Raw genomic sequence first — 19,114 nt, 5'->3', positions numbered from 1 at the left:
TGTCTTCTGCAGCTTAGCTTGGCAGGTTTTTCCGCCGAGTTGGCAACATCTTTCTCTCCAACAACTTATCCAATTCGAATCCCACTCACCCCAAAGTTCGGCAGATCTTTTAGGCAATCCGCCTTCCGGCGATGCGGGGTGGGACGTTTTTCGGCAGAGCCAAGCGATCAATTCCAGGTGTACGACGATTCTTTCAGAATGAAAGTCCCATGCTTCCCACAACGCCGTTTGTGGATCGTATCGGCGTTAACGCTACGCTGCGTTGTCTGAGCGAAGCCGCTGGCGTTCGTGGCAGCCGTTACGGAAGGCATTATGCGGGCCGTATCCTATATTCGCGCAAAAGTGAACCCCAATTTCGCCCATTGTTCTCGGATACCAAGGGCGCCAGCAACTGCTGTGGGAGCTATGAGCGGTGTCTGCGAAAGCTCTTGGAACGAGGGAGTGGCCGGAGCTGAGATGGCTGGTAAAGGGCGTTTCCGAGACCGCGGGAGGTCCAGTTTTGCGGAGCCGAACAAAACTGTTCACAATCGAGTGGACACTCGCTACACTATGTTCGTCCGGAATGCCGAAAAGGAAATTCTGGCGGCAATTTATCTTGAGGTTTCGCGATGCCCCCCCCCCCCCCGTGTTGCGAGCTTTCGACTGCTGGCCCTGCTGTCAGCCCTGTCCGTGCTGGCCTACTGGCCATTTCTCTCGCTGCCATTCATCTCCGACGACTATGTGCAAATCTCGATGGCGCGTCTCTACGGCCCGATGGCGCACTGGGGCGCTCTGTTTGCCGACTCCCTTTACCGTTGCCGCGCCACCTCCCTGCTGCTGACCTACTGGAGCGAACAGGCATTCGGTATGTCCCCTCTGCTGGTCAATCTGACCAGCCTGCTTCTGCATATCGCCAACTCATTCCTCATCTTCCTGCTGGGGGCCTGGCAGCCTATCGGCTGGCGTATTTCCACCGCCGCGGCGATGGCCTTCGCCGTGTTCGAAGGCCATCAGGAGGCGGTGGCGTGGTATGCCGCGTTGCCGGAGCTGCTGGTGTTCGGCTTCACTCTGGGCTGCGTGATGTGCTGGATACACTGGCTGCATAGCGGGCGGCAGCGCGCAGAGCTGTACTTGGGCGCCTGCGCGCTGTTCATCTTGGCGTTGCTTTCCAAAGAGTCCGCGGTCATAACTCCTTTGCTGTTGCTGCTGCTCTCCCTTGCCGGCGACGCGCCGAAAGGTCTGGCCCGCGGAGAACTGCTGCCGTTCATGCTTCTCGCGGCTGGCTACTCTCTACTCAGCATTGCCGGCGCCGGCCAGAACCAGCATTACGCGGATGGCACCTTCTCGCTGCGCGCTACCTTTTTGATCACGCTGGCAAATTCCGCCGCCAGAATGTTTCGCGTGTGGGGCGTGGCCGCCCTGCTGACGCTGCTGTTGGCCAGAACCCCGAAGCATCCCGCTCTGCTGGCGGGCGCCGCCTGGATTGCTATCACCCTGTTGCCCTACTCGTTCCTCACATACATGTCCTATGTCCCCAGCCGACATACCTACATGGCCAGTCTAGGACTGGCCGTGATCATCGCCGTGGCCTACCGCGGGCTGGAAGACTCCGCAGTCCCCATCGCTGGTCGTACCATCTCTGGCCGGCACATGGCCACCGCCGCGGCAGCACTGTTCGTAGGCGTGAACTGCGTCTACCTGTGGACGCGCAAGTTCCCGCAGTATGTGCGCCGCGCCCAGCCCACCGAGGCACTGATCCTGCGTGCCCGTCAGAGTGGCGGCCCCATCCGCTTGAAATGCTTCCCCTACACTTACGCCGTGGCCCGTGACGCAATGGTCATCGGCGCCCGCCTACCCGCCGATCAGCTCAGTTGGGAACCCGACGCCCCAGCCACTGAACAGCAAGTCTACTGCGACGCCACCCAGCCCTAAACGTGCGCCTCCTGGCCCATGACCAGCGCGGTGCACTTACGTTCATGTATCAGGCCGGTGAATCGTTCTGGGTTTAATTTTCCCGCTTTAGCCATTCCCTCTAAATGGGTTCGATAAGTGTCCCACCTAGCCCGCCATAAAATGAGCTGCTTGTCTTGTTCTGCTTAGCCTTACAGGTATTTCCGCCGAGTTGGCAACTTTCTTCTCTCCAGCAACTTATCTGGTTCGAATCCCACCCACCGGAAGTTCGGTAGATCTTTTAGGCAATCCACATTCCGGCAATGCGGTGGTAGAGGTTCCACGGCGGAGCCCAGCGATTAATTCCGCTTAGGCGACGATACTTTCAAACGCTAGTCCCTTGCTTCTCACAACGCCGTTTCAAGATAATCTCCAAAGTGGCGACTTTTAGTGCCTGACGAAGGGCTAGTAGGGGTAACCTGCAAACCTTGGCATTCCGGGCCTCCAATCCGGTAGGGGAGCCCATGCCTCGCGGTTTGGCATCTTCACCTTCGGCAGGCTCTGGGCGTCCATTACCGCGTCCTCCGGGATGACACCGTTGATGTTGAGCAGATAGGCGGTCAGCGCGTAGACCTCATCAGCCGTTAGCGTCCCCTCCCGATTGAGAGGCATGGCGCGATTGATGTAGTCCCATACCGTCGTAGCGTACGGCGAGCGGATCGGCAGTACTCGCCCCAAGTCCCAGGGAGTGCCATTCGGCTTCGCTTCGGATTTTAGCAAAGTGGGAGCGGGGCCTCCTTTCGCTGTCGCCCCGTGGCAAGCCGCGCACCCTTTCGCCACATAGAGCCGCGCACCGTCCTTGACGGCTCCGCGTCCCGGCGGGAGTTCCGCTCCCGTCGGACTGATGGAGATATCCCAGAGACGAATATCCTCTTTGCTCGGGGTGCTTCCCACGCCGTACGTCGACTGCGCCAGCGCGGAGCCCCCCAGCAGCAACACCAACGAGAGAAGCCTAAGAATACGCATTGTGAACGCTCCCATCGCCCGCGATCTTCCATGTCTGAATGGTATTGTCCTGGCCCGGGGCCCTGTATGACGGAACCAGGGGCGCCTTAAAGAACTCGGCGACCTGGGCTCGCGTCGGTTGAATCTTCCCCATTTCGTCCGTGCAGCGCGAAAGCAGCGCGGTCTCTGTTCCGTCCCAATTCCAGGTGAGGCTAAACCGGGTATGGGCCATGCGCTGTGCCGTTCCCCGAATCTCGGCGTCTGTCCAGCTCCGTCCGCCGTTGGTGGATACCTCCACCCTGCGTATGGCGCCCCCACCGGACCAGGCCAAGCCACTGATCTCGTAGAATCCCTTGCCGGGCAACTGCGTTCCCACGCAAGGAAAGGTGATGACCGATTTCGGTCCGATCTGGTAACCCAACGCAGCGTTTTCAGGCTCCTGTCGCAGATGCCCGAAGTCGTTGTAAGTCATGTAGTACTGGTCCACCGCCTTGATTCGCCTCAGCCACTTTACGTTAAAGATTCCTTCGAAGCCGGGAACCAACAAGCGCAGCGGATAACCTTGCTGGGGACGCACCGCCTCGCCGTTCATGCCGTAGGCCACCAGACAGTCGTCCATGGCCTTCGCCATCGGAATGCTCGACGCTCCCTTCACTTCCTCCGCCCCTTCCGCAACTATCCAGGAAGCCCCGCCTTGCACCCCGGCCTCCTTGAGCAGCACACTCAGGAGCACTCCGGTCCATTCGGCGCAACTGGTCATCCCGTGCGAATCCTGAATGGTCTTAGCCGTGGGACTCGGACGGTTCGCCGCGCACTCGACGAAATGAAGGCGGGTGACGGAAGGGAGGCGCTTCAGATCCTCCATGGTGAAGGTCAGCGGACGGTCCACCATTCCGTGGACCATGAGCCGATGCTCCTTGGGATCAATGTCCGGAATGTAGGAGCCACGGGTGGTCGCCACATAGTGGAGCGCGGATGGCGTGATCACCCCCACCGAGTCCTGCAGCGGAGTCGCCACGTGCATAACGAGTCCAAAGGCGTCGGGTGAATTCCTTCCGCCGTGCGACACGCGTACCGCGGTCTCGAAACGGGAGCGCTGGCCATAGGCGACCAGTTCCGTATTGCCTTTGATGAACGCTCCAGGTGCTGGAGTCTGTCCACTAGCGGACCGTACGGCGGCCAATCCGGCCAACGCCGCGCTCCCTTTTAGAAATTTTCTTCGATTCGATTGTTTCGTATCCATGGGTCTCTCCTTCGCAGATGCAATTGCCAGGAATAGTCTTTGGGACTTCCGCCGATTGAAAATATACACCCATTTGCCTTCAGGCGGGCGAGTTTTTCTCCCCGAGGGAGTGGTCGGCTCCGAACCGCCCTTCCAGAGGTCCTCGCAACCCGCTGTCGTCCACTGCCGGATCAACCGCGCTACAGTTTCTTGGACGTACAGTTAGCTTGACGGATGGATGGAATGTCTGAGCCAACAGAGTTCGATAGGTGTCCCACCTGGCCCGCCATTGCATTGCACATCCTTCGGCTCCTTTACAGCCTGCCTCCAGACGGTTCCCGCTAGTGTGTTATTCTCAATGTCTGTGCATACGCTGTGACAATGAGCTGTGACTATTTCAAAAAACAAACCATACTATCCGATCTTCCTCAACCTGAACGATGAACCCGTGCTCGTGGTCGGCGCAGGAGCAGTGGCCGAGCGCAAGATTCGCGGCCTGCTGAATGCTGGTGCGGACGTTACCGTGGTGGCCCCTCTGGCCACGGCTGCCGTAAAACGCTGGTCAGCCTCGGGACAGTTGCACTGGCATGCCCGTGAGTATAAGGCAGAAGACCTGCGCGGCCAATGCATGGTGTTCAGCGCCACGGATCATCCGGAGGTGGATCGTCGCGTCGCACAGGGAGCCCGTCGCCGGGGCTTCGCGGTCAACTGCGCCGCGCTTCCAGAATTGGGCAATTTCATCCTTCCCGCATCCGCCAGGGCAGGCCGCGTGCAGATCGCGGTATCCACGGGCGGAGCGAGTCCGGCGTTGGCGCGCAACCTGGCGGTAGCCATCGCGGACACCATTCGCAGCGAGTACCTTCAGTGGGCCAATCTGTTGAACCAGTTGCGGCCCGCGGTGATCCGAAAAGTCCCCCAGCCTCGGCGCGCCGCATTGTGGAACCAGCTTGCGGGCGAACAAATTGGGCGTCTCCTGCGCCAGCGCAAAAGCGTGCAGGCCCGACAGCTGGCATTGCAGATGATTGAGCGCGCACGCAAAAATGATCGCGCCAGCAAATAGGCGCTTCTCCCTATCCTTCCAGCGCTGTCATCCTGAGCGCCGCGAAGGATTGCTTTACGTCAGCAGCAGGCGGCGGGAGAAAAATAGATTCTTCGCTACGCTCAGAATGACAGCCGATTTAGATAATGTATTTCAATAAAGCAAATTTGTGATGACCACCTCCACACAATCCGGCGCTCGCTCCGGCTCGCAGCCCGCCTCACACAACGACATGTACGCATGCTTCGGCCCTGGCGGTTGGCTACAGAAGAGTCACCCGGCCTATGAATATCGCCCCGGTCAATTGCAGATGGCCAAGGCCGTGGAAGCGGCGTTCAAACAGCGCAAACACCTGCTGGTCGAGGCCGGCACAGGCACGGGCAAGACGCTCGCTTATCTGATACCGGCGCTGACCAGCGAGCAGCGCGTCATCATTTCCACGGGCACCAAGAATCTTCAGGACCAGCTTTACTACAAGGATATTCCCTTCCTCGCCGAACATCTCGCGCCCATTCTCGGGCGGCCCTTGCGCGTCTGCTACATGAAGGGGCGGTCGAATTATCTGTGTCGCCAGAAAGTTTACGACATGGACGGCCGGCCCATGCTGCGCGGTCTTGAAGAGGTCGAGGAGTTCGCGCAGATTCGCTCCTGGGAAGACAAGACCGAGACCGGCGACCGCAGCGAGTTAGCCGAGTTGGCCGAGGACAGCGCGCTGTGGGGCCGTCTCGACGCGCGGCGCGAGGCCTGCACCGGCTCGAAGTGCAAGCAGTACGATCGCTGCTTCCTCACGCTGATGCATACCCGCGCGCTCGACAGCGACATCGTCATCGTCAATCATCATCTCTTCTTCGCCGACCTCGCGCTGCGCCAGAACGAATACGGCGGCATCCTGCCCAACTACGGCGCCGTGGTCTTTGATGAGGCACACGAGATTGAATCCATCGCTGGTGAGTACTTCGGCCTGGAGTGCAGCAACTTCCGCTTCGATGAGCTGACGCGCGACGCCGAGCAGACGCTGCGCCAGAAGGAATGCATCAACACTTCATTGCAGCGCGCGCTGAAACGCCTGCACGAAGACTCGCAGATGTTCTACTCGCTCTTCCCCGCCCCCGAGGGCCGCTTCGGATTCGAGCAGCGGCCGCAATTTCTGGAAGAGCACTTCGATCAATATTCCGCGCTGCAAAATTCGATTGCGCGTCTGCGCGGCGAGCTGGCCGCGCTCGGGGAAAAACCGGAAGAAGTTCACACGCTGATGGGGCGCATCGACGAGCTGCGCGGCGACCTGACCTTCCTGATGGAGAGCAGCGACCGCCGCTTCGTCCACTGGTACGAGCGCCGCGGACGCGGATTATATTTGCAGGCGACGCCCATCGACGTGGCGCCCATCCTCACTGAACGTCTATTTGATAAGGTCGAAACCATCGTGCTGACCTCCGCCACTCTGGCCGTCGGCGGAACCTTTGACTTCGTGAAATCGCGTCTCGGCATTCGCCGCGCTGAGGAGATGATTCTGGAGCCGCACTTCGACTATCCCAAGCAGGCGCTGCTCTACCTGCCGCCCGACATGCCCGAACCGAATGACCCGGCGTTTGCCAATGCCGCCGTGGAGGAGATCATTCAACTGATTAAAATTTCCGGCGGTCGCGCCTTTGTGCTGTTCACCAGCAACCAGCAGATGCGGATGGCACATGATCGCGTGAAGCAGTTCCTCGCGCGCGCGCATACCAAAGTGCGTTATCCTTTATTGTTGCAGGGCACGGCGCCCAAGCGCGTCTTGCTGGAGCAGTTTCAGAGCGACGAGATGGCCGGCGCGGTGCTGTTCGCCACCTCCAGCTTCTGGCAGGGCGTGGATGTGCCGGGCGAAAAATTAAGCGCGGTGATCATCGACCGCCTGCCCTTCGCAGTCCCTTCAGACCCTGTGGTGAAGGCGCGCGTTGAGAGCTTGCGCGACGCGGGCGGTAACCCGTTTTACGAGTATCAGGTGCCCGACGCTGTGATCGCGCTGAAGCAGGGTTTCGGGCGGCTGATCCGCAACAAGTCGGATCGCGGCGTTCTGGTGCTGCTCGATCCGCGGATCAAGTCGAAGGGCTACGGAAAGGTGTTCCTGGAAAGCCTGCCGTCCTACCGCGTAACACGCGACCGCGCGGAAGTTAAAAAGATGTTTGAAGAAATTGATGGGGAGTGAGTGCGGGAATGTATCAGGTTTGGGTAGAGGAAAGTTTCGCGGCGGCACATCAGTTGCGCGGCTATCGCGGCAAGTGCGAGAACCTGCACGGCCATAATTACAAGGTGCGCGTTACTCTGGAAGGCCCCGCGCTGAACTCCATCGGCCTGCTGTGCGACTTCAAGGAACTGAAGGACGCGCTGCACGGAGCGGTGAAGAAAGTTGACCATACGTTTCTGAACGAGCTGGCTCCGTTTGACGTACTAAACCCCTCGGCGGAAAACATCGCCAAGTACTTTTACGACGAAGTAGCGCGCTCCATGTCCGCCGGCCCATCCGAAGAACTAAAGGGAATCAACCCGCCCAGCGCGCCATGCCGTGTCCGCGAAGTAACCGTGTGGGAAGCCGACATCACCACGGCCACTTACAGTGAATGAAGGAGATAGTAGTTAGAAGTTCAGAAAGATTGACATGGATATTGTCACGCGACTGGAAGCAGCGAGAGAGCGCACTCTGCCGTACTTTGAGTTGGGCGATGAGCAACTCTCTCGGAGTTATGGACCGGGCAAATGGTCGGCCCGCTTCTTATTGCATCACATTGCGGATGCAGAGACAGTTCTATTCGACCGCATTCGGCGGATTATCAGTGAACCTCGACAAGTGCTCTGGGCGTTCGATCAGGATGCCTGGGCAAAGGGCCTCGACTATTCCCATGTGCCTCTCGATTTATCTCGGCGAATTTACGATTCCGTCCGTGCTGGCGTCATTTATCAAGCGCGCCTGCATTACGACAGCAGTGGCCACCTGGAATTCGTCCACAATGAAACCGGCGTTCGGACGCTGAAGGCTGAGTTCGACAAGGTTGCTTCCCATAACGAACATCATCTTGAACAGATCGCATTGGCACTGAAGGGTTCGTAGCGCGCCGTAGCGTTGATTCTGGCTTCCAACTCCTGGCTTCTAACATCTGATTTCCCCTCATGCAGATCACTGAAATATTCCGATCCATTCAAGGTGAGTCCACTTACGCGGGGCTGCCCTGCATCTTCGTGCGCCTGACGGGATGCAACCTGCGCTGCACTTGGTGCGACTCGGAGTATTCGTTTTATGGCGGCAAGAAGATGTCCATCGCGGAAGTGATGGAGGTGGTGCGTGGCTTCAGCGAGAACGATGGCCGGCGCGCGATAAACCTTGTCGAGGTAACTGGTGGCGAGCCGCTGCTGCAGAAAGAGTGCTGCGCGTTGCTGGACGCCCTGCTCGCCGCGCGCTATCAGGTGCTCATCGAGACCAGCGGCGAGCGTTTCGTCGGCGACGTGCCCGCGCCGGTGGTGCGAGTGATCGACGTGAAGTGTCCGGGAAGCGGCGAGGGTGGCACGTTCGACAGGAAGAACCTTGAAGTGCTGCGGCCAAGCGATCAACTCAAGTTCGTCTTAGCAAGTCGGGAGGACTACGAGTTTGCCCGCGCCTTCATCGACGAGCACGGCTTGCCAGGCAAAGTTGATGCGCTGATCTTCTCGCCGGTGTTCGGCCAACTGGAGCCGCGTCCGCTGGCAGAGTGGATACTCGAGGACGGCCTGCCGGTGCGCCTTGGGATGCAGTTGCACAAGTTTATCTGGGAGCCGAACACGCAGGGCGTGTAACCTTTCTTCTGTCATTCCGAGCGCAGCGAGGAATCTGCTTTTCTGGCGTGTCCGCTTGCTGACGCGCGCGGCTCTGTGACACAAAAGCAGGTTCCTCGCTGCGCTCGGAATGACGACGAATATAGAGGAGTGACGGCCATATCTAACCCATCCAACATGCCCCGTGCGACGGCGGTGGTGCTGATGTCGGGCGGCATGGATAGCTGCGTAACGGCGGCCATCGCGGCGCGGGATTATCGCGTTGCCGCGCTGCATGTGTCTTACGGGCAACTCACCGCTAAGCGGGAGCGGCGCGCGTTCGAGCAGATCGCCGACTACTATCACATCACGCAGCGGCTGGTGGCGGACCATGCCGTGCTCGGCCAGATCGGCGGATCGGCGTTGACCGATGCCGCGATCCCGTTACGCGAGGCCGACCTTGCGGCCCCCGAAATATTTAACGACATTCCCACCAGCTATGTGCCCTTCCGCAACGCGCATTTTCTGGCCATTGCCGTCTCCTGGGCGGAGGTGATCGGCGCGAGCAAAATATTCATCGGCGCGGTGGAGCCGGACAGCTCCGGCTACCCCGATTGCCGCCCGGAATACTATCGCGTATTCAATGAACTGATACAGGTGGGCACAAAGGTGGGAACCGAGGCCGGAACCAAAGCCGGCGCCAGTCCCGATGCCGCCATCAAGATCGTTACGCCGCTGATTCACCTGCCCAAGGACGCCATCATCAAAAAGGGGGTTGAACTTGGAGCGCCACTTCATTTAAGCTGGTCATGCTACCGGGAAAGCGAAACGGCCTGCGGTACGTGCGATAGTTGTGCCCTGAGGCTGCGGGCCTTTGCGCAGGCCGGCGTGGTGGATGCCATTTCCTACAGGGTTAATCCGGACTCTCCGGCCATCCCATAGGTAACTGAGTCCAAACGCCAACCCCGGATGGCAAGGAAACCTTTCATCCAAAAATTGCGTCTATTGTATTGAAGGTGCATGCGCGTCGCGCGTAGTAAATTTGAAAGCATGGGAGAAACCAAGATGATGAAAAAAGTATGGGCACTGGGCATGTTGCTTGGACTGCTCACTCTGGGTGCGGGCACCGCTTCCGCTCAGTTCGGCCAGATGACCGGCACGGTGATCGGCGAAGATGGCAAGCCCTACACCAACGGCGCCGTCTCCATCGACCGCGAGGATATTCGCGGCCACTACGAAGTCAAGACCGATAAGAACGGCAGATTTTTCCATGCCGGCCTGCCGCTCGGCAAGTTCTCTGTTTCCGTGTTGAAGGATGGCAAGCCTCTGTTCAAGCAGGGCAACATCACCACGCGCATGAACGAGCCGGCCACCGTCAACATCAACCTGCGCGAGGAGCGCGCCCGCACGGAAGCGCAGGCAGCCGGAGTCTCGGTTACCGAGCAGCCGGGGGGCAAGCTCTCCGAGGCGCAGATGGCGGCCATCGAGAAGGCCGCCTCCGACCGCGCCGAATCCATCAAGAAGCGTCAGGAACTGAGCGCCAAGTTCGGCGGTGCGATGGAAGCGATGAAGGCCAAGGACTATGACACGGCTATCCCGCAGTTTGAAGCCGCCGCGTCGGTGGACGCCACGCAGCACGTGATCTTCGCGCAACTCGGCGAAGCCTGGGGCGGCAAGGCCTTAGCCACGCGCGATGCGGCGCAGCGGAAAGAGTTCTATACCAAGTCCATCGACAACTACAAGAAGGCCATCGAGCTGAAAGCCGACGATGCTTCTTATCACAATAATTACGGGCTGGCGCTGGCCAACATGGGCATGGCCGCCGAGGCGCAGGTCGAGCTGACCCAGGCCGCCAGCCTCGATCCGGTCAACGCCGGGCAGTATTTCTTCAATCTGGGCGCGGTGCTGGTGAACAAGGGCAACATGAAGGAAGCCGCCGATGCCTTCACCAAGTCCACGCAGACCACCCCACCGTTCGTGGAAGGCTACTACCAGATGGGCGTAACCCTGATCGGCATGGCCACCATTGATCCCAAGACCGGCGCGATGGTCCCGGCGTCGGGCACGCAGGATGCTCTGGAGAAATACCTCGCCGCGGCTCCCACCGGCCCCAACGCTGCTGGCGCGAAGGCGCTGATCGAATCACTGAGTACCTCGGTCACCACGCAGGTGGGCGGCAAGCCGGCACCGGCGAAAAAGTAACAACCATCAACCGCAAGGTACTCTCTCCTCCAACGAAAAAGCTCCCGGTCGAAGCCGGGAGCTTTTTTTTGTGCGTGACAGTGCCGCAGCGGGCCGATGGAACCCAACGCACTGGGTCGCTGGGTAATGGTTGTCGTGGGCATCGTGCCGAATACTGGAAATCAGGATTCGTCAGCGTGGTTTTTCCATTGGCCCGCTCGCTTACGCGCGCGGCACTGTCACGCGCAGGTCGGCCAGGCGCGAAACTCCCGCGCGGCGGCAATAGTCCTCCAACTCGCGGGTGATGCGTGGCACTGCCAGCGGATCGTAGAAGTTCGCAGTACCCACCTGAACAGCTGCGGCGCCAGCGCAGATGAAGGCAGCGGCATCGGCGCCGCAGATGATCCCACCCATCCCGATGATGGGAATCTGGACCGCGCGCGCCGCAGCGCTCACCATGCGCAGCGCAACATCGCGAATCGCCGGACCGGAGAGTCCGCCTCCACCGGAAGGAATGCGCGCGCTGGGCGCAGCGGCGGGCGACTGCTTGGCAATTACCGTATTGACCAGCGAGAGGGCATCCGCTCCCGCCGACGCGGCGGCCCGCGCGATCGGCACTATGTCGGCGACGTTCGGCGATAGTTTGGCGATCACGGGCCGCTGACTGATCTTCTTCACCGCCGCAATGACCGCCGCGGTGAGTTGCGGGTCAATGCCAAAGGTCATGCCGCCCTGGCTGGTATTCGGGCACGAGAGATTCAGTTCATATGCGACAAGGCCTTCGGAGGCATCCAGCCGCCGCACGACCTCGACGTAATCCTCAATCTCGTAACCGAAGACATTGGCGATGACGGCGGTCTTCAGCTTGGCGAGCTTCGGAAGCTTATCCTTGATGAAGGCGTCCACGCCGACGTTCTGCAGTCCAATGGAATTGAGCATGCCAATTTGAACATCGCGGCCATCTGGCATCACCGCCAGACGCGGCGGCGGATTGCCCGCCATCGGCTGGCGCGACAGTCCCTTGGTGACAAAACCGCCGAGACTGTTCAGGTCGAGCAGCGACTCCCATTCGAGGCCATAGCCGAACGTGCCGCTGGCCGCCAGCACGGGATTCTGCAAGCGAATCCCGGCGAACTCGACATTCATGTTGGGCATATTGGGCATGTCTGGATTGGCGTTCAATCTCTGCGCACCCAGCAGCCGGTCGGGACGTGCTCGGTCTCGCGGGACCAGTCCCAAGGCTCGGCGTAATCGAAACAGAAGTGAAACAGATTGGGAATCGTCGGGTGCGCGATGTAGACCAGCGCGATACGTCCCAGCCAATGATCGTCTTCGTCAGATTCGTGCGTGGGCGCGCCAGCAGGACTGGCTGCGGAGGCGTCGGGAGCCAACCGTCCACCGCGCACTTCGCTCCACAAATCGTGCTCGGAGTCACCCGGCCATCGTTGCGGGTAGTCCATAGGAGTCCCTGGCATTAGAAGTCTCGGTCATGGTCTCAACAAAGTCCATTGTCGCCCAGTCCGGTGACGGTCGTCAATTCATACTCGCCGGGCCACGCTTGGCAATTCTCGGTAACCCCGGCGTCATTTTCCATGCCCATCAGAACTCCAATTGTTGTAACATTTTAGGGTACCTATTTTTCCGCAGAACTATCGGAGGCAGATATATATGATGTCGCGCATTCGTCGCCGGATTCCATTCGGCCCGTGGTTTTTACTCTTCTTGCTTTCGGCTGGCACGGTCGCCACATTGGTTTCAACGCATCCGCAGCCGGAAACATTGCGCAAGTCGGGCGTCGATGCGCTCCGCGCCGCCAACGGCCAGGCGCAATTGGTCGCATCCGTACCGCTTTCGCCTGAAAACGGCGAGATGTGCGAGTGGATGCCAGCCAGCATGGCGCCATCGAAGATGATCGCGATGCAAGTTCGCGCCGCCCAAGGGAGAGCAGAGACCGCGAACCGCGAGGCGAAATCCGAAAATGCCGACCGCGTTCCCGTGCGGACCATTAAGGATACTTATCCCACTTACAGTGCGATCGCGGTTGATCTGCAATCGAACGAAGTCTACATGCAGGATGAAAACCTGTTCGGCTATCGCGTCTTCAATCGCATGGACAACACCCCGCCCGCCGCCGCCATGACCGAGCCCAAGCGCATCGTGCAGGGCCTGGACACCGGCATGGAGTTCAACTGTGGCCTGTACATCGACCCCAAGACGGGTGATGTCTATTCGGTAAACAACGACACGCAGGACTCGATGGTCATCTTCCCGCGCGACGCCAAGGGCAATGTGAAGCCCTCGCGCAAGCTGCACACCCCGCACGGAACCTACGGCATTGCGGTCGATGAGCAGGACTCGGAACTCTACATGACGGTGGAGCATCAGAACTCCGTGGTGGTCTACAACAAATACGCCAAGGACGAAGACAAGGCGCTGCGCGAGATCCGAGGCGAGAAGACCGAGTTCGCCGATCCGCACGGCATCGCCCTCGACAAGAAAAATAATCTGCTGTTCGTCTCCAACCACGGCAGCCGTGTAACGGAAGACGTAGTCGGCTCAGGCCGCTTCTCCGCGCCATCCATTACCATTTATCCGCTGAAGTCGAAGGGCGATGTCGCTCCTGTGCGCATGATTCAAGGCGACAAGACGCAACTGAACTGGCCCGCCGCCATGGCCGTCGACGAAGAGCGCGGCGAGATTTACGTGGCCAACGACGCCGCCGATTCCATGCTGGTCTTCAAGATTACCGACAGCGGCAACGTCGCACCCACCCGCGAGGTGAAGGGCGCGCGCACGCAGATCAAGAATCCCACCGGCGTGTTCGTGGACGCGAAGAACAAGGAAGTCTGGATTTCCAACATGGGCAATCACCGCGCGACGGTGTACCCCCTCACGGCCAACGGCAACGCCGCGCCCGCGCGCGTCATCCGCAGCGCGCCGAATGACAAGCTGGCCATGGCCATCGGCAATCCCGGCGCGGTCGGCTATGACACCAAGCGCGAGGAAATACTGGTGCCCAACTGAGTGGCGCATCCGCAGATTGCGATCTTCGCCAGGATGGCGAAAGAAAATGCGACGCCCACGCGTCTCATCTTTGGACAGAACAGCAAGCTCTCGCGCACCATGCACGATATTCGCTATGACGAAGTGAATGACGAGATGTGGGTCGGCCAGCCGTTTGCCGGCGCGATCCTGGTTTTCCGCGGCGGTGCCAACGGCGAGGAGGCTCCCATCCGCGTCATTCAAGGGCCCAAGACGCAACTTGAAGGGCCGGACCGGTTGGAAGTGGATGCGGTCAATAACGAAATTTACGTTCCCGAAGCCGGCGACTCCATCCTCGTCTATTCGCGCACCGCGAATGGCGATGTTCCCCCGCTGCGCAGGATTCAGGGAAAGCAAACGCAACTGAAGAGCGTCCGCTCGCTCTCCGTCGACACCATCCGCAATCTGCTGGTGGCCGGCACGCAGGCGCGCGGGCCGAAAGGCGAGCAGTACGGCGTGCTGCTGACTTACAGCCGCACCGCCAATGGCGACGCCGCGCCGCTGCGCGTCATCGAGGGCGACAAGACGGAGATTATCCGCATCACGCAAACCGCCATCTACGAGCCCAAGGGCTGGATACTGGCCGCGCAAGCGGGCACGCACGAGGAGTTGCATCCCGACGACGGTTTCCTCGGCGTCTGGCACGTCAACGACAACGGCAACGTAGCCCCGCGCTGGAAGCTGCGCGGACCCAGCAGCACGCTCATCAAGCCGCGCGGCATCGCCCTGAACCCCAAGCACAAGGAGATCGTGGTCTCCGACATGGCCCAGAACGCGGTGATGAGCTTCTACTTCCCGGAGGTGTTCTAACGCATCGGTGATGTTCTGTTTGTGTTTGCCTCTGTGTCCTCTGTGGTTGAGATCGTTCTTAACCACAGAGGACACAGAGATACACGGAGCTACACACAAATCGGACACTACCAGAATTTGCTTTCAGTTGCAGTATCCCTCCACTCGCCAGTAGAATGATCCACATGAGCGAACTCAAGAATGCACCACATACCGCTGATAAGCCCGAGAACATTCAGGATCTATTTCTGAACAACGCCCGGCGCGACCGCGCGCTGGTAACGCTGGTTCTGATGGGTGGCGTCAAACTCACCGGCAAGATTCGCAGCTTCGATAAATTTTCGTTGATACTCGATGCCAATCATCAGGACCATCTGGTCTTCAAGCACGCCATCGCTTCGATTACCACGCAGAGCCGCCCCGGCGGAGGCAACTCATCTCCTGCTGGAGCCACGCCGCCGGCGAACCCTCCCGCGGAGGGCTAAACTTTTCTGACGCACCGGCAACCAACTGCATCCGACACCACTTCGGCCCAGCGATCCGCTCGCGGACCCGAGCGCGCCATCCTCGTTGGCGTGCGCCTGAAGAGCGCTGCTCACGCGGCGGGCCACGCGGCGGGGCTGGAGCCGGAGGAGTCGCTCGACGAGTTGCGCCAACTCGCGTTCAGCGCCGGGGCGTTGGTGGCTGGGATGATGCTGCAGGCGCGCGACCGTCTGGACGCAGCCACGCTGCTCGGCAGCGGCAAGCTGGACGAGTTGCGCGAGCAGGCCGCCGCGCTCGCAGCCAACCTGCTCATCTTCGACCACGAACTCACGCCCACGCAGCAACGCAATATCGAGAAACACACCTCCTGCCGCGCCATCGATCGGACACAGTTGATCCTGGACATCTTCGCGCGGCACGCACGCACGCGCGAAGGTCAGTTGCAGGTGGAGCTGGCGCAACTGACCTATCTGCTGCCCCGGCTCACCGGACGCGGCGTGGAGATGTCGCGGCTCGGCGGCGGCATCGGCACGCGCGGGCCGGGCGAAACGCAACTGGAAGTGGACCGCCGCCGCATCCGCGAGCGCATCCGCACGTTGACCGCGACGCTGGAGACGGTGCGCCAGCAGCGCCTGCGCCGCCGCTCGCGCCGCTTCTCGATTCCCATTCCAACCGTGGCGCTGGCGGGCTATACCAACGCGGGAAAGTCGACGCTCTTCAACCGGCTCACCGAGGCGCAGGTGCTGGCCTCGCCGCAGATGTTCGCCACGCTGGACCCCACAGGTCGCCTGCTCGAACTGCCGTCGCGACGACGCGTGCTGCTGTCGGACACCGTCGGCTTCATCAGCAACTTGCCCGTCTCGCTCATCAAAGCGTTCCGCGCCACGCTCGAAGAAGTCAGCGAAGCGCAACTGATCCTGCATGTCTCCGACTGCGCCTCGCCGCTCCGTCAACAACAGGAGCAGGAGGTCATGAAGGTGCTGTCCGACCTGGGCGCGAGCGAGAGTCCCGTGCTGCATATCGGAAATAAGATGGATCTGCTGAGCAAGGAGCAGCGCGCACAGCTATCAGCAATTCCCGGACAGGCAGCAATTCCCGGACAGGCGTTGGTCTCGGCGCACACCGGCGAAGGAATTCAGGAGTTGCTCGAGGCGATTGATCGCGCCCTCACTAGCGATCCCATCAAACGCGTGGTGCTGCAATTCACGCAGCGCGAAGGCAAGGAGTTGTCGCAGGTCTATGACGCCGGGCGTGTTCTGCACCGCGAAGACTCCGCGGCGGGAATCACGGTGGTGGCTGAGCTGCCGCATTCCCTGGTCCTGCGCTTCGGCAATCATGTCCAACCGCCGGCTGCAGCATCGCGCCAAGTCCAATAGATCGCCTCCGCAGAAACTTTTCTCTGGAATGGTTCCCAGACACAAATGACTCGTTTTTTATTGATGGAACATGCATGCCGTGCTACAAAGTAGGCAACCGAAACAGAGTGCCGAAAAGAGCACAAAAGCCTTAAAAAACAGCTGTTTTGGCCATTTACTGCTGCATAGTTGTGCAAATCATCAGCCAGAACACGAGCAAACCCAGGCAGCATTGCACGATCCTGAGCATCACCCAACGGAAAGTCCGTAACATGTTGATTATAAATATATTATATTTATTTATTTTCTCTATTGACAACGCCTGAATGTCCGTTACGATGCTCGTTCCCCAATTTCACCTAGCTAGCAATTTCCACATCTTTTTCCACAGGCCATGGCGCGCCTTCATTTTGCTACTTTTCCCTTGATTTTTTTAAATGTATGCAGGGCTGTCTGGAAAACCAGCGGAAAGAGATGGTCTTGAGGCAGCTACCAAAGCGCAGCAGCAGGCTCTGGTAGGCGCGTCATCCTGATACTCCGGAACGGCGCGGACCATTGGCTGTGGGTTCGCTGGACAGATGCGACTAAATTTGCGAGATTCATAGTGAGGTCTCTCCATCACCATGATCAAGGCTGTCCTGTTCGATCTGGGCAACGTGCTGGTGCCCGTGGATTTCCGGCGTTGCCGCGAGGCCCTGGCGGAGGTCTGCCCGCACACTCCGCAAGACGTCCAGCGCATCATGAGCACGAGCGGGCTGCCGCGCCGTTATGAGCAGGGCGAAGTCACTTCCGAAGAGTTCTTCGAGACCACCTGCCGCCTGCTGGACATGCGGGTTACCTACGAAACATTCTGCGCGGTCTGGGGCGAGATTTTGTCTCCCGATCCACTGGTGCCGGAAAGCTTGCTGGAATCGTTGGCCGTGTCGCGCCGCCTGGTGCTGCTCTCCAACACCAACGCCATGCACTTTGGCCAGGCCGAGGCGCGCTACCCGATGCTGCGCCACTTCCACGAGTTCGTCCTCTCGTTTCGCGTGGGCGCAATGAAGCCCGACCCCCGCATCTACCAACACGCCATCGCGGCCGCCGGATGCCCGCCGCCGGAGTGCTTCTTCGTGGACGACCTCGCCGACAACGTGGACGCCGCCCGCCGCGCAGGCATCGACGCCGCAGTGTTCACCTCTCTCGACCAGCTACGCGCCGACCTGCAATTGCGCGGCGTAACGTGCTGATCCCTCCCCACCGCCAATTCCCCAATCACTACTCCCCAAGTTGGGGCCAAGTTGGGGCCAACTTGACCCTTGACATGATAGGGGGGAGGCTAATACTTTTTTCGTAATCAGGCTCGCTCCCCCCTGAGATATGCAGACAACTGCTGTCAACTCAATTGCCCGTTTGATGGTTGGCTGACTCGACCCGCCAAGCTCACTGATCCATCTGACGGCGGAAGATAATGCCCGCAGTGAAAAATGAAGGCTCCCCTCATGCACCCTAAACCCACACCAAAGGCAAAGGCCGGCTGGCTCCAATCCCTGCTATCATGGCTCCATCGTCCCCAACGTAAGGAAGCGGACGCGGAGTTGACCCCGCCAGCCAAAACGGTAGTCCCGGCTTACGCGAGTGCTAACACCGGGATTGTCAACACGAGGGAGCAACTGCAAGCCATGCCACATTGTTGCCCAACGGCGAAGCTCTCATTGCCGGAGGGAGCAGCACTCCTTGCTGTCCGTTGAATCCTGCCGTAAATTCTCACGCGGCGCTTTATGATCCAACGACTAGCACCTTTCAGCAAACACCAAACATGAGAACCGGGCACGTGCAGCATACAGCAACGCTGCTCGCCGATGGTAAAGTCCTGATTGTTGGTGGGGACATTGGTCCATGCGGGGGCTGGGCACTAGGAACCGAGCTCTATGATTGGACTAAAGGAACATTCACTCCGACCGGAAGGATGACAATCGGTCGTAGGGGGCATACGGCGACTCTCCTAGTTAACGGAAAGGTCTTGATAGCTGGAGGATTCCGCAATCCTAACTACCTCTCCTCCGCCGAGATTTATGATCCCATCACGGAAACATTCAGGCCTATTCCAGGCAACATGATTTGGACGAGGGCAGACCATTCAGCCACATTGCTACCTGAGGGCAAGGTTCTCATCACGGGAGGTCTTACTTCAACACCACATGGCGGAGGCATATGCACCGCTGAAATCTTTGATCCATCTGACCCGCCCGAGATTTTGTACCAATCCTTGTGAGAGAGTTTACATCACAACCTGAGGCCGAGAAACTGGGTTTTTGACAGGGCTATAGGCCCCCGGCGCCGGGGGCCTATAGCCGAGCGCCGAGTGCGGCCTGCGGGTGTTGTACT

General features: G+C 59.7%; 18 protein-coding genes. 14 read left to right on the top strand and 4 right to left on the bottom strand.

Translation table 11 applies throughout. The features are described from left to right. The first annotated feature begins 669 nt into the window (after positions 1-669). A complete protein-coding gene (locus EXQ56_07650; protein ID MSO20327.1) occupies positions 670-1,911 on the top strand; it encodes a hypothetical protein in 1,242 nt (413 codons plus the stop codon). Positions 1,912-2,334: 423 nt separating this feature from the next. Here the strand turns inward: EXQ56_07650 and EXQ56_07645 are convergent, their stop codons facing one another. Together EXQ56_07645 and EXQ56_07640 are read right to left on the bottom strand one after the other, a co-directional pair. Next, positions 2,335-2,895 carry a cytochrome c gene (locus EXQ56_07645; protein ID MSO20326.1) on the bottom strand — a complete coding sequence of 187 codons (561 nt, stop codon included), beginning with the start codon at positions 2,893-2,895 and terminating at the stop codon, positions 2,335-2,337. After that, a complete protein-coding gene (locus tag EXQ56_07640) occupies positions 2,882-4,117 on the bottom strand; it encodes a twin-arginine translocation signal domain-containing protein (GenBank protein MSO20325.1) in 1,236 nt (411 codons plus the stop codon). The genes EXQ56_07645 and EXQ56_07640 overlap by 14 nt, the downstream gene beginning before the upstream one ends. A gap of 367 nt (positions 4,118-4,484) precedes the next feature. Here EXQ56_07640 and EXQ56_07635 point away from each other — a divergent pair, with 367 nt between their 5' ends. The 7 genes from EXQ56_07635 to EXQ56_07605 all read left to right on the top strand — a co-directional run bounded on the left by EXQ56_07635 (position 4,485) and on the right by EXQ56_07605 (position 11,099). Next, a complete protein-coding gene (locus EXQ56_07635) occupies positions 4,485-5,156 on the top strand; it encodes a bifunctional precorrin-2 dehydrogenase/sirohydrochlorin ferrochelatase (protein MSO20324.1) in 672 nt (223 codons plus the stop codon). A 151-nt stretch (positions 5,157-5,307) separates the two neighbouring features. Continuing rightward, a complete protein-coding gene (locus EXQ56_07630) occupies positions 5,308-7,320 on the top strand; it encodes a DEAD/DEAH box helicase (GenBank protein ID MSO20323.1) in 2,013 nt (670 codons plus the stop codon). 8 nt (positions 7,321-7,328) lie between these two features. After that, the gene (gene queD / locus EXQ56_07625; GenBank protein ID MSO20322.1) at positions 7,329-7,736 is read left to right on the top strand and encodes a 6-carboxytetrahydropterin synthase QueD; all 408 of its coding nucleotides are present in this window, start codon (positions 7,329-7,331) and stop codon (positions 7,734-7,736) included. 34 nt (positions 7,737-7,770) lie between these two features. After that, positions 7,771-8,220 (top strand): metal-dependent hydrolase, encoded by a 450-nt coding sequence (locus EXQ56_07620; GenBank protein MSO20321.1) that lies wholly within the window; start codon positions 7,771-7,773, stop codon positions 8,218-8,220. Between the two features lie 59 nt (positions 8,221-8,279). Continuing rightward, complete coding sequence (locus tag EXQ56_07615; GenBank protein MSO20320.1) at positions 8,280-8,939, top strand: radical SAM protein; 660 nt, start codon at positions 8,280-8,282, stop codon at positions 8,937-8,939. A 156-nt stretch (positions 8,940-9,095) separates the two neighbouring features. Beyond that, complete coding sequence (gene queC / locus EXQ56_07610; protein ID MSO20319.1) at positions 9,096-9,839, top strand: 7-cyano-7-deazaguanine synthase QueC; 744 nt, start codon at positions 9,096-9,098, stop codon at positions 9,837-9,839. A gap of 78 nt (positions 9,840-9,917) precedes the next feature. Further along, positions 9,918-11,099 carry a tetratricopeptide repeat protein gene (locus tag EXQ56_07605; protein MSO20318.1) on the top strand — a complete coding sequence of 394 codons (1,182 nt, stop codon included), beginning with the start codon at positions 9,918-9,920 and terminating at the stop codon, positions 11,097-11,099. A gap of 201 nt (positions 11,100-11,300) precedes the next feature. Here the strand turns inward: EXQ56_07605 and EXQ56_07600 are convergent, their stop codons facing one another. Together EXQ56_07600 and EXQ56_07595 are read right to left on the bottom strand one after the other, a co-directional pair. Then, entirely contained in the window at positions 11,301-12,224 is a 924-nt protein-coding gene (locus EXQ56_07600; protein MSO20317.1) for a dihydroorotate dehydrogenase, read from the bottom strand. Between the two features lie 32 nt (positions 12,225-12,256). Next, the gene (locus EXQ56_07595) at positions 12,257-12,553 is read right to left on the bottom strand and encodes a hypothetical protein (protein ID MSO20316.1); all 297 of its coding nucleotides are present in this window, start codon (positions 12,551-12,553) and stop codon (positions 12,257-12,259) included. Positions 12,554-12,746: 193 nt separating this feature from the next. On the opposite strand from EXQ56_07595, the gene EXQ56_07590 reads away from it, so the two are divergent. The 6 genes from EXQ56_07590 (at position 12,747) to EXQ56_07565 (ending at position 19,001) form a co-directional block, all read left to right on the top strand. Continuing rightward, positions 12,747-14,102, top strand: a complete 1,356-nt coding sequence (locus EXQ56_07590; GenBank protein ID MSO20315.1) for a hypothetical protein — start codon at positions 12,747-12,749, stop codon at positions 14,100-14,102. Then, positions 14,103-14,930 carry a hypothetical protein gene (locus tag EXQ56_07585; protein MSO20314.1) on the top strand — a complete coding sequence of 276 codons (828 nt, stop codon included), beginning with the start codon at positions 14,103-14,105 and terminating at the stop codon, positions 14,928-14,930. A 164-nt stretch (positions 14,931-15,094) separates the two neighbouring features. Further along, a complete protein-coding gene (gene hfq / locus EXQ56_07580) occupies positions 15,095-15,394 on the top strand; it encodes an RNA chaperone Hfq (protein MSO20313.1) in 300 nt (99 codons plus the stop codon). A 6-nt stretch (positions 15,395-15,400) separates the two neighbouring features. Continuing rightward, positions 15,401-16,768, top strand: coding sequence for a GTPase HflX (hflX, locus tag EXQ56_07575; GenBank protein ID MSO20312.1), 1,368 nt, complete (start codon positions 15,401-15,403; stop codon positions 16,766-16,768). A 602-nt stretch (positions 16,769-17,370) separates the two neighbouring features. After that, the gene (locus EXQ56_07570; protein MSO20311.1) at positions 17,371-17,976 is read left to right on the top strand and encodes an HAD family phosphatase; all 606 of its coding nucleotides are present in this window, start codon (positions 17,371-17,373) and stop codon (positions 17,974-17,976) included. Between the two features lie 569 nt (positions 17,977-18,545). Beyond that, complete coding sequence (locus EXQ56_07565; GenBank protein MSO20310.1) at positions 18,546-19,001, top strand: hypothetical protein; 456 nt, start codon at positions 18,546-18,548, stop codon at positions 18,999-19,001. Positions 19,002-19,114 lie beyond the last annotated feature (113 nt).

Source organism: Acidobacteriota bacterium (assembly GCA_009691245.1).
Taxonomy (GTDB): Bacteria; Acidobacteriota; Terriglobia; order 2-12-FULL-54-10; family 2-12-FULL-54-10; genus SHUM01.
This window is presented reverse-complemented; position numbering and strand designations above follow the sequence as displayed.

Excerpts from the sequence above, each read along its gene's own strand:
- EXQ56_07645 (MSO20326.1), bottom strand. The coding sequence starts at position 2,895 with ATGCGTATTCTTAGGCTTCTCTCGTTGGTGTTGCTGCTGGGGGGCTCC.
- EXQ56_07640 (MSO20325.1), bottom strand. The coding sequence starts at position 4,117 with ATGGATACGAAACAATCGAATCGAAGAAAATTTCTAAAAGGGAGCGCG.
- EXQ56_07630 (MSO20323.1), top strand. The coding sequence starts at position 5,308 with ATGACCACCTCCACACAATCCGGCGCTCGCTCCGGCTCGCAGCCCGCC.
- queD (MSO20322.1), top strand. The coding sequence starts at position 7,329 with ATGTATCAGGTTTGGGTAGAGGAAAGTTTCGCGGCGGCACATCAGTTG.
- EXQ56_07620 (MSO20321.1), top strand. The coding sequence starts at position 7,771 with ATGGATATTGTCACGCGACTGGAAGCAGCGAGAGAGCGCACTCTGCCG.
- EXQ56_07615 (MSO20320.1), top strand. The coding sequence starts at position 8,280 with ATGCAGATCACTGAAATATTCCGATCCATTCAAGGTGAGTCCACTTAC.
- queC (MSO20319.1), top strand. The coding sequence starts at position 9,096 with ATGCCCCGTGCGACGGCGGTGGTGCTGATGTCGGGCGGCATGGATAGC.
- EXQ56_07605 (MSO20318.1), top strand. The coding sequence starts at position 9,918 with ATGCGCGTCGCGCGTAGTAAATTTGAAAGCATGGGAGAAACCAAGATG.
- EXQ56_07600 (MSO20317.1), bottom strand. The coding sequence starts at position 12,224 with ATGAATGTCGAGTTCGCCGGGATTCGCTTGCAGAATCCCGTGCTGGCG.
- EXQ56_07595 (MSO20316.1), bottom strand. The coding sequence starts at position 12,553 with ATGCCAGGGACTCCTATGGACTACCCGCAACGATGGCCGGGTGACTCC.
- EXQ56_07590 (MSO20315.1), top strand. The coding sequence starts at position 12,747 with ATGATGTCGCGCATTCGTCGCCGGATTCCATTCGGCCCGTGGTTTTTA.
- hfq (MSO20313.1), top strand. The coding sequence starts at position 15,095 with ATGAGCGAACTCAAGAATGCACCACATACCGCTGATAAGCCCGAGAAC.
- EXQ56_07570 (MSO20311.1), top strand. The coding sequence starts at position 17,371 with ATGATCAAGGCTGTCCTGTTCGATCTGGGCAACGTGCTGGTGCCCGTG.
- EXQ56_07565 (MSO20310.1), top strand. The coding sequence starts at position 18,546 with ATGAGAACCGGGCACGTGCAGCATACAGCAACGCTGCTCGCCGATGGT.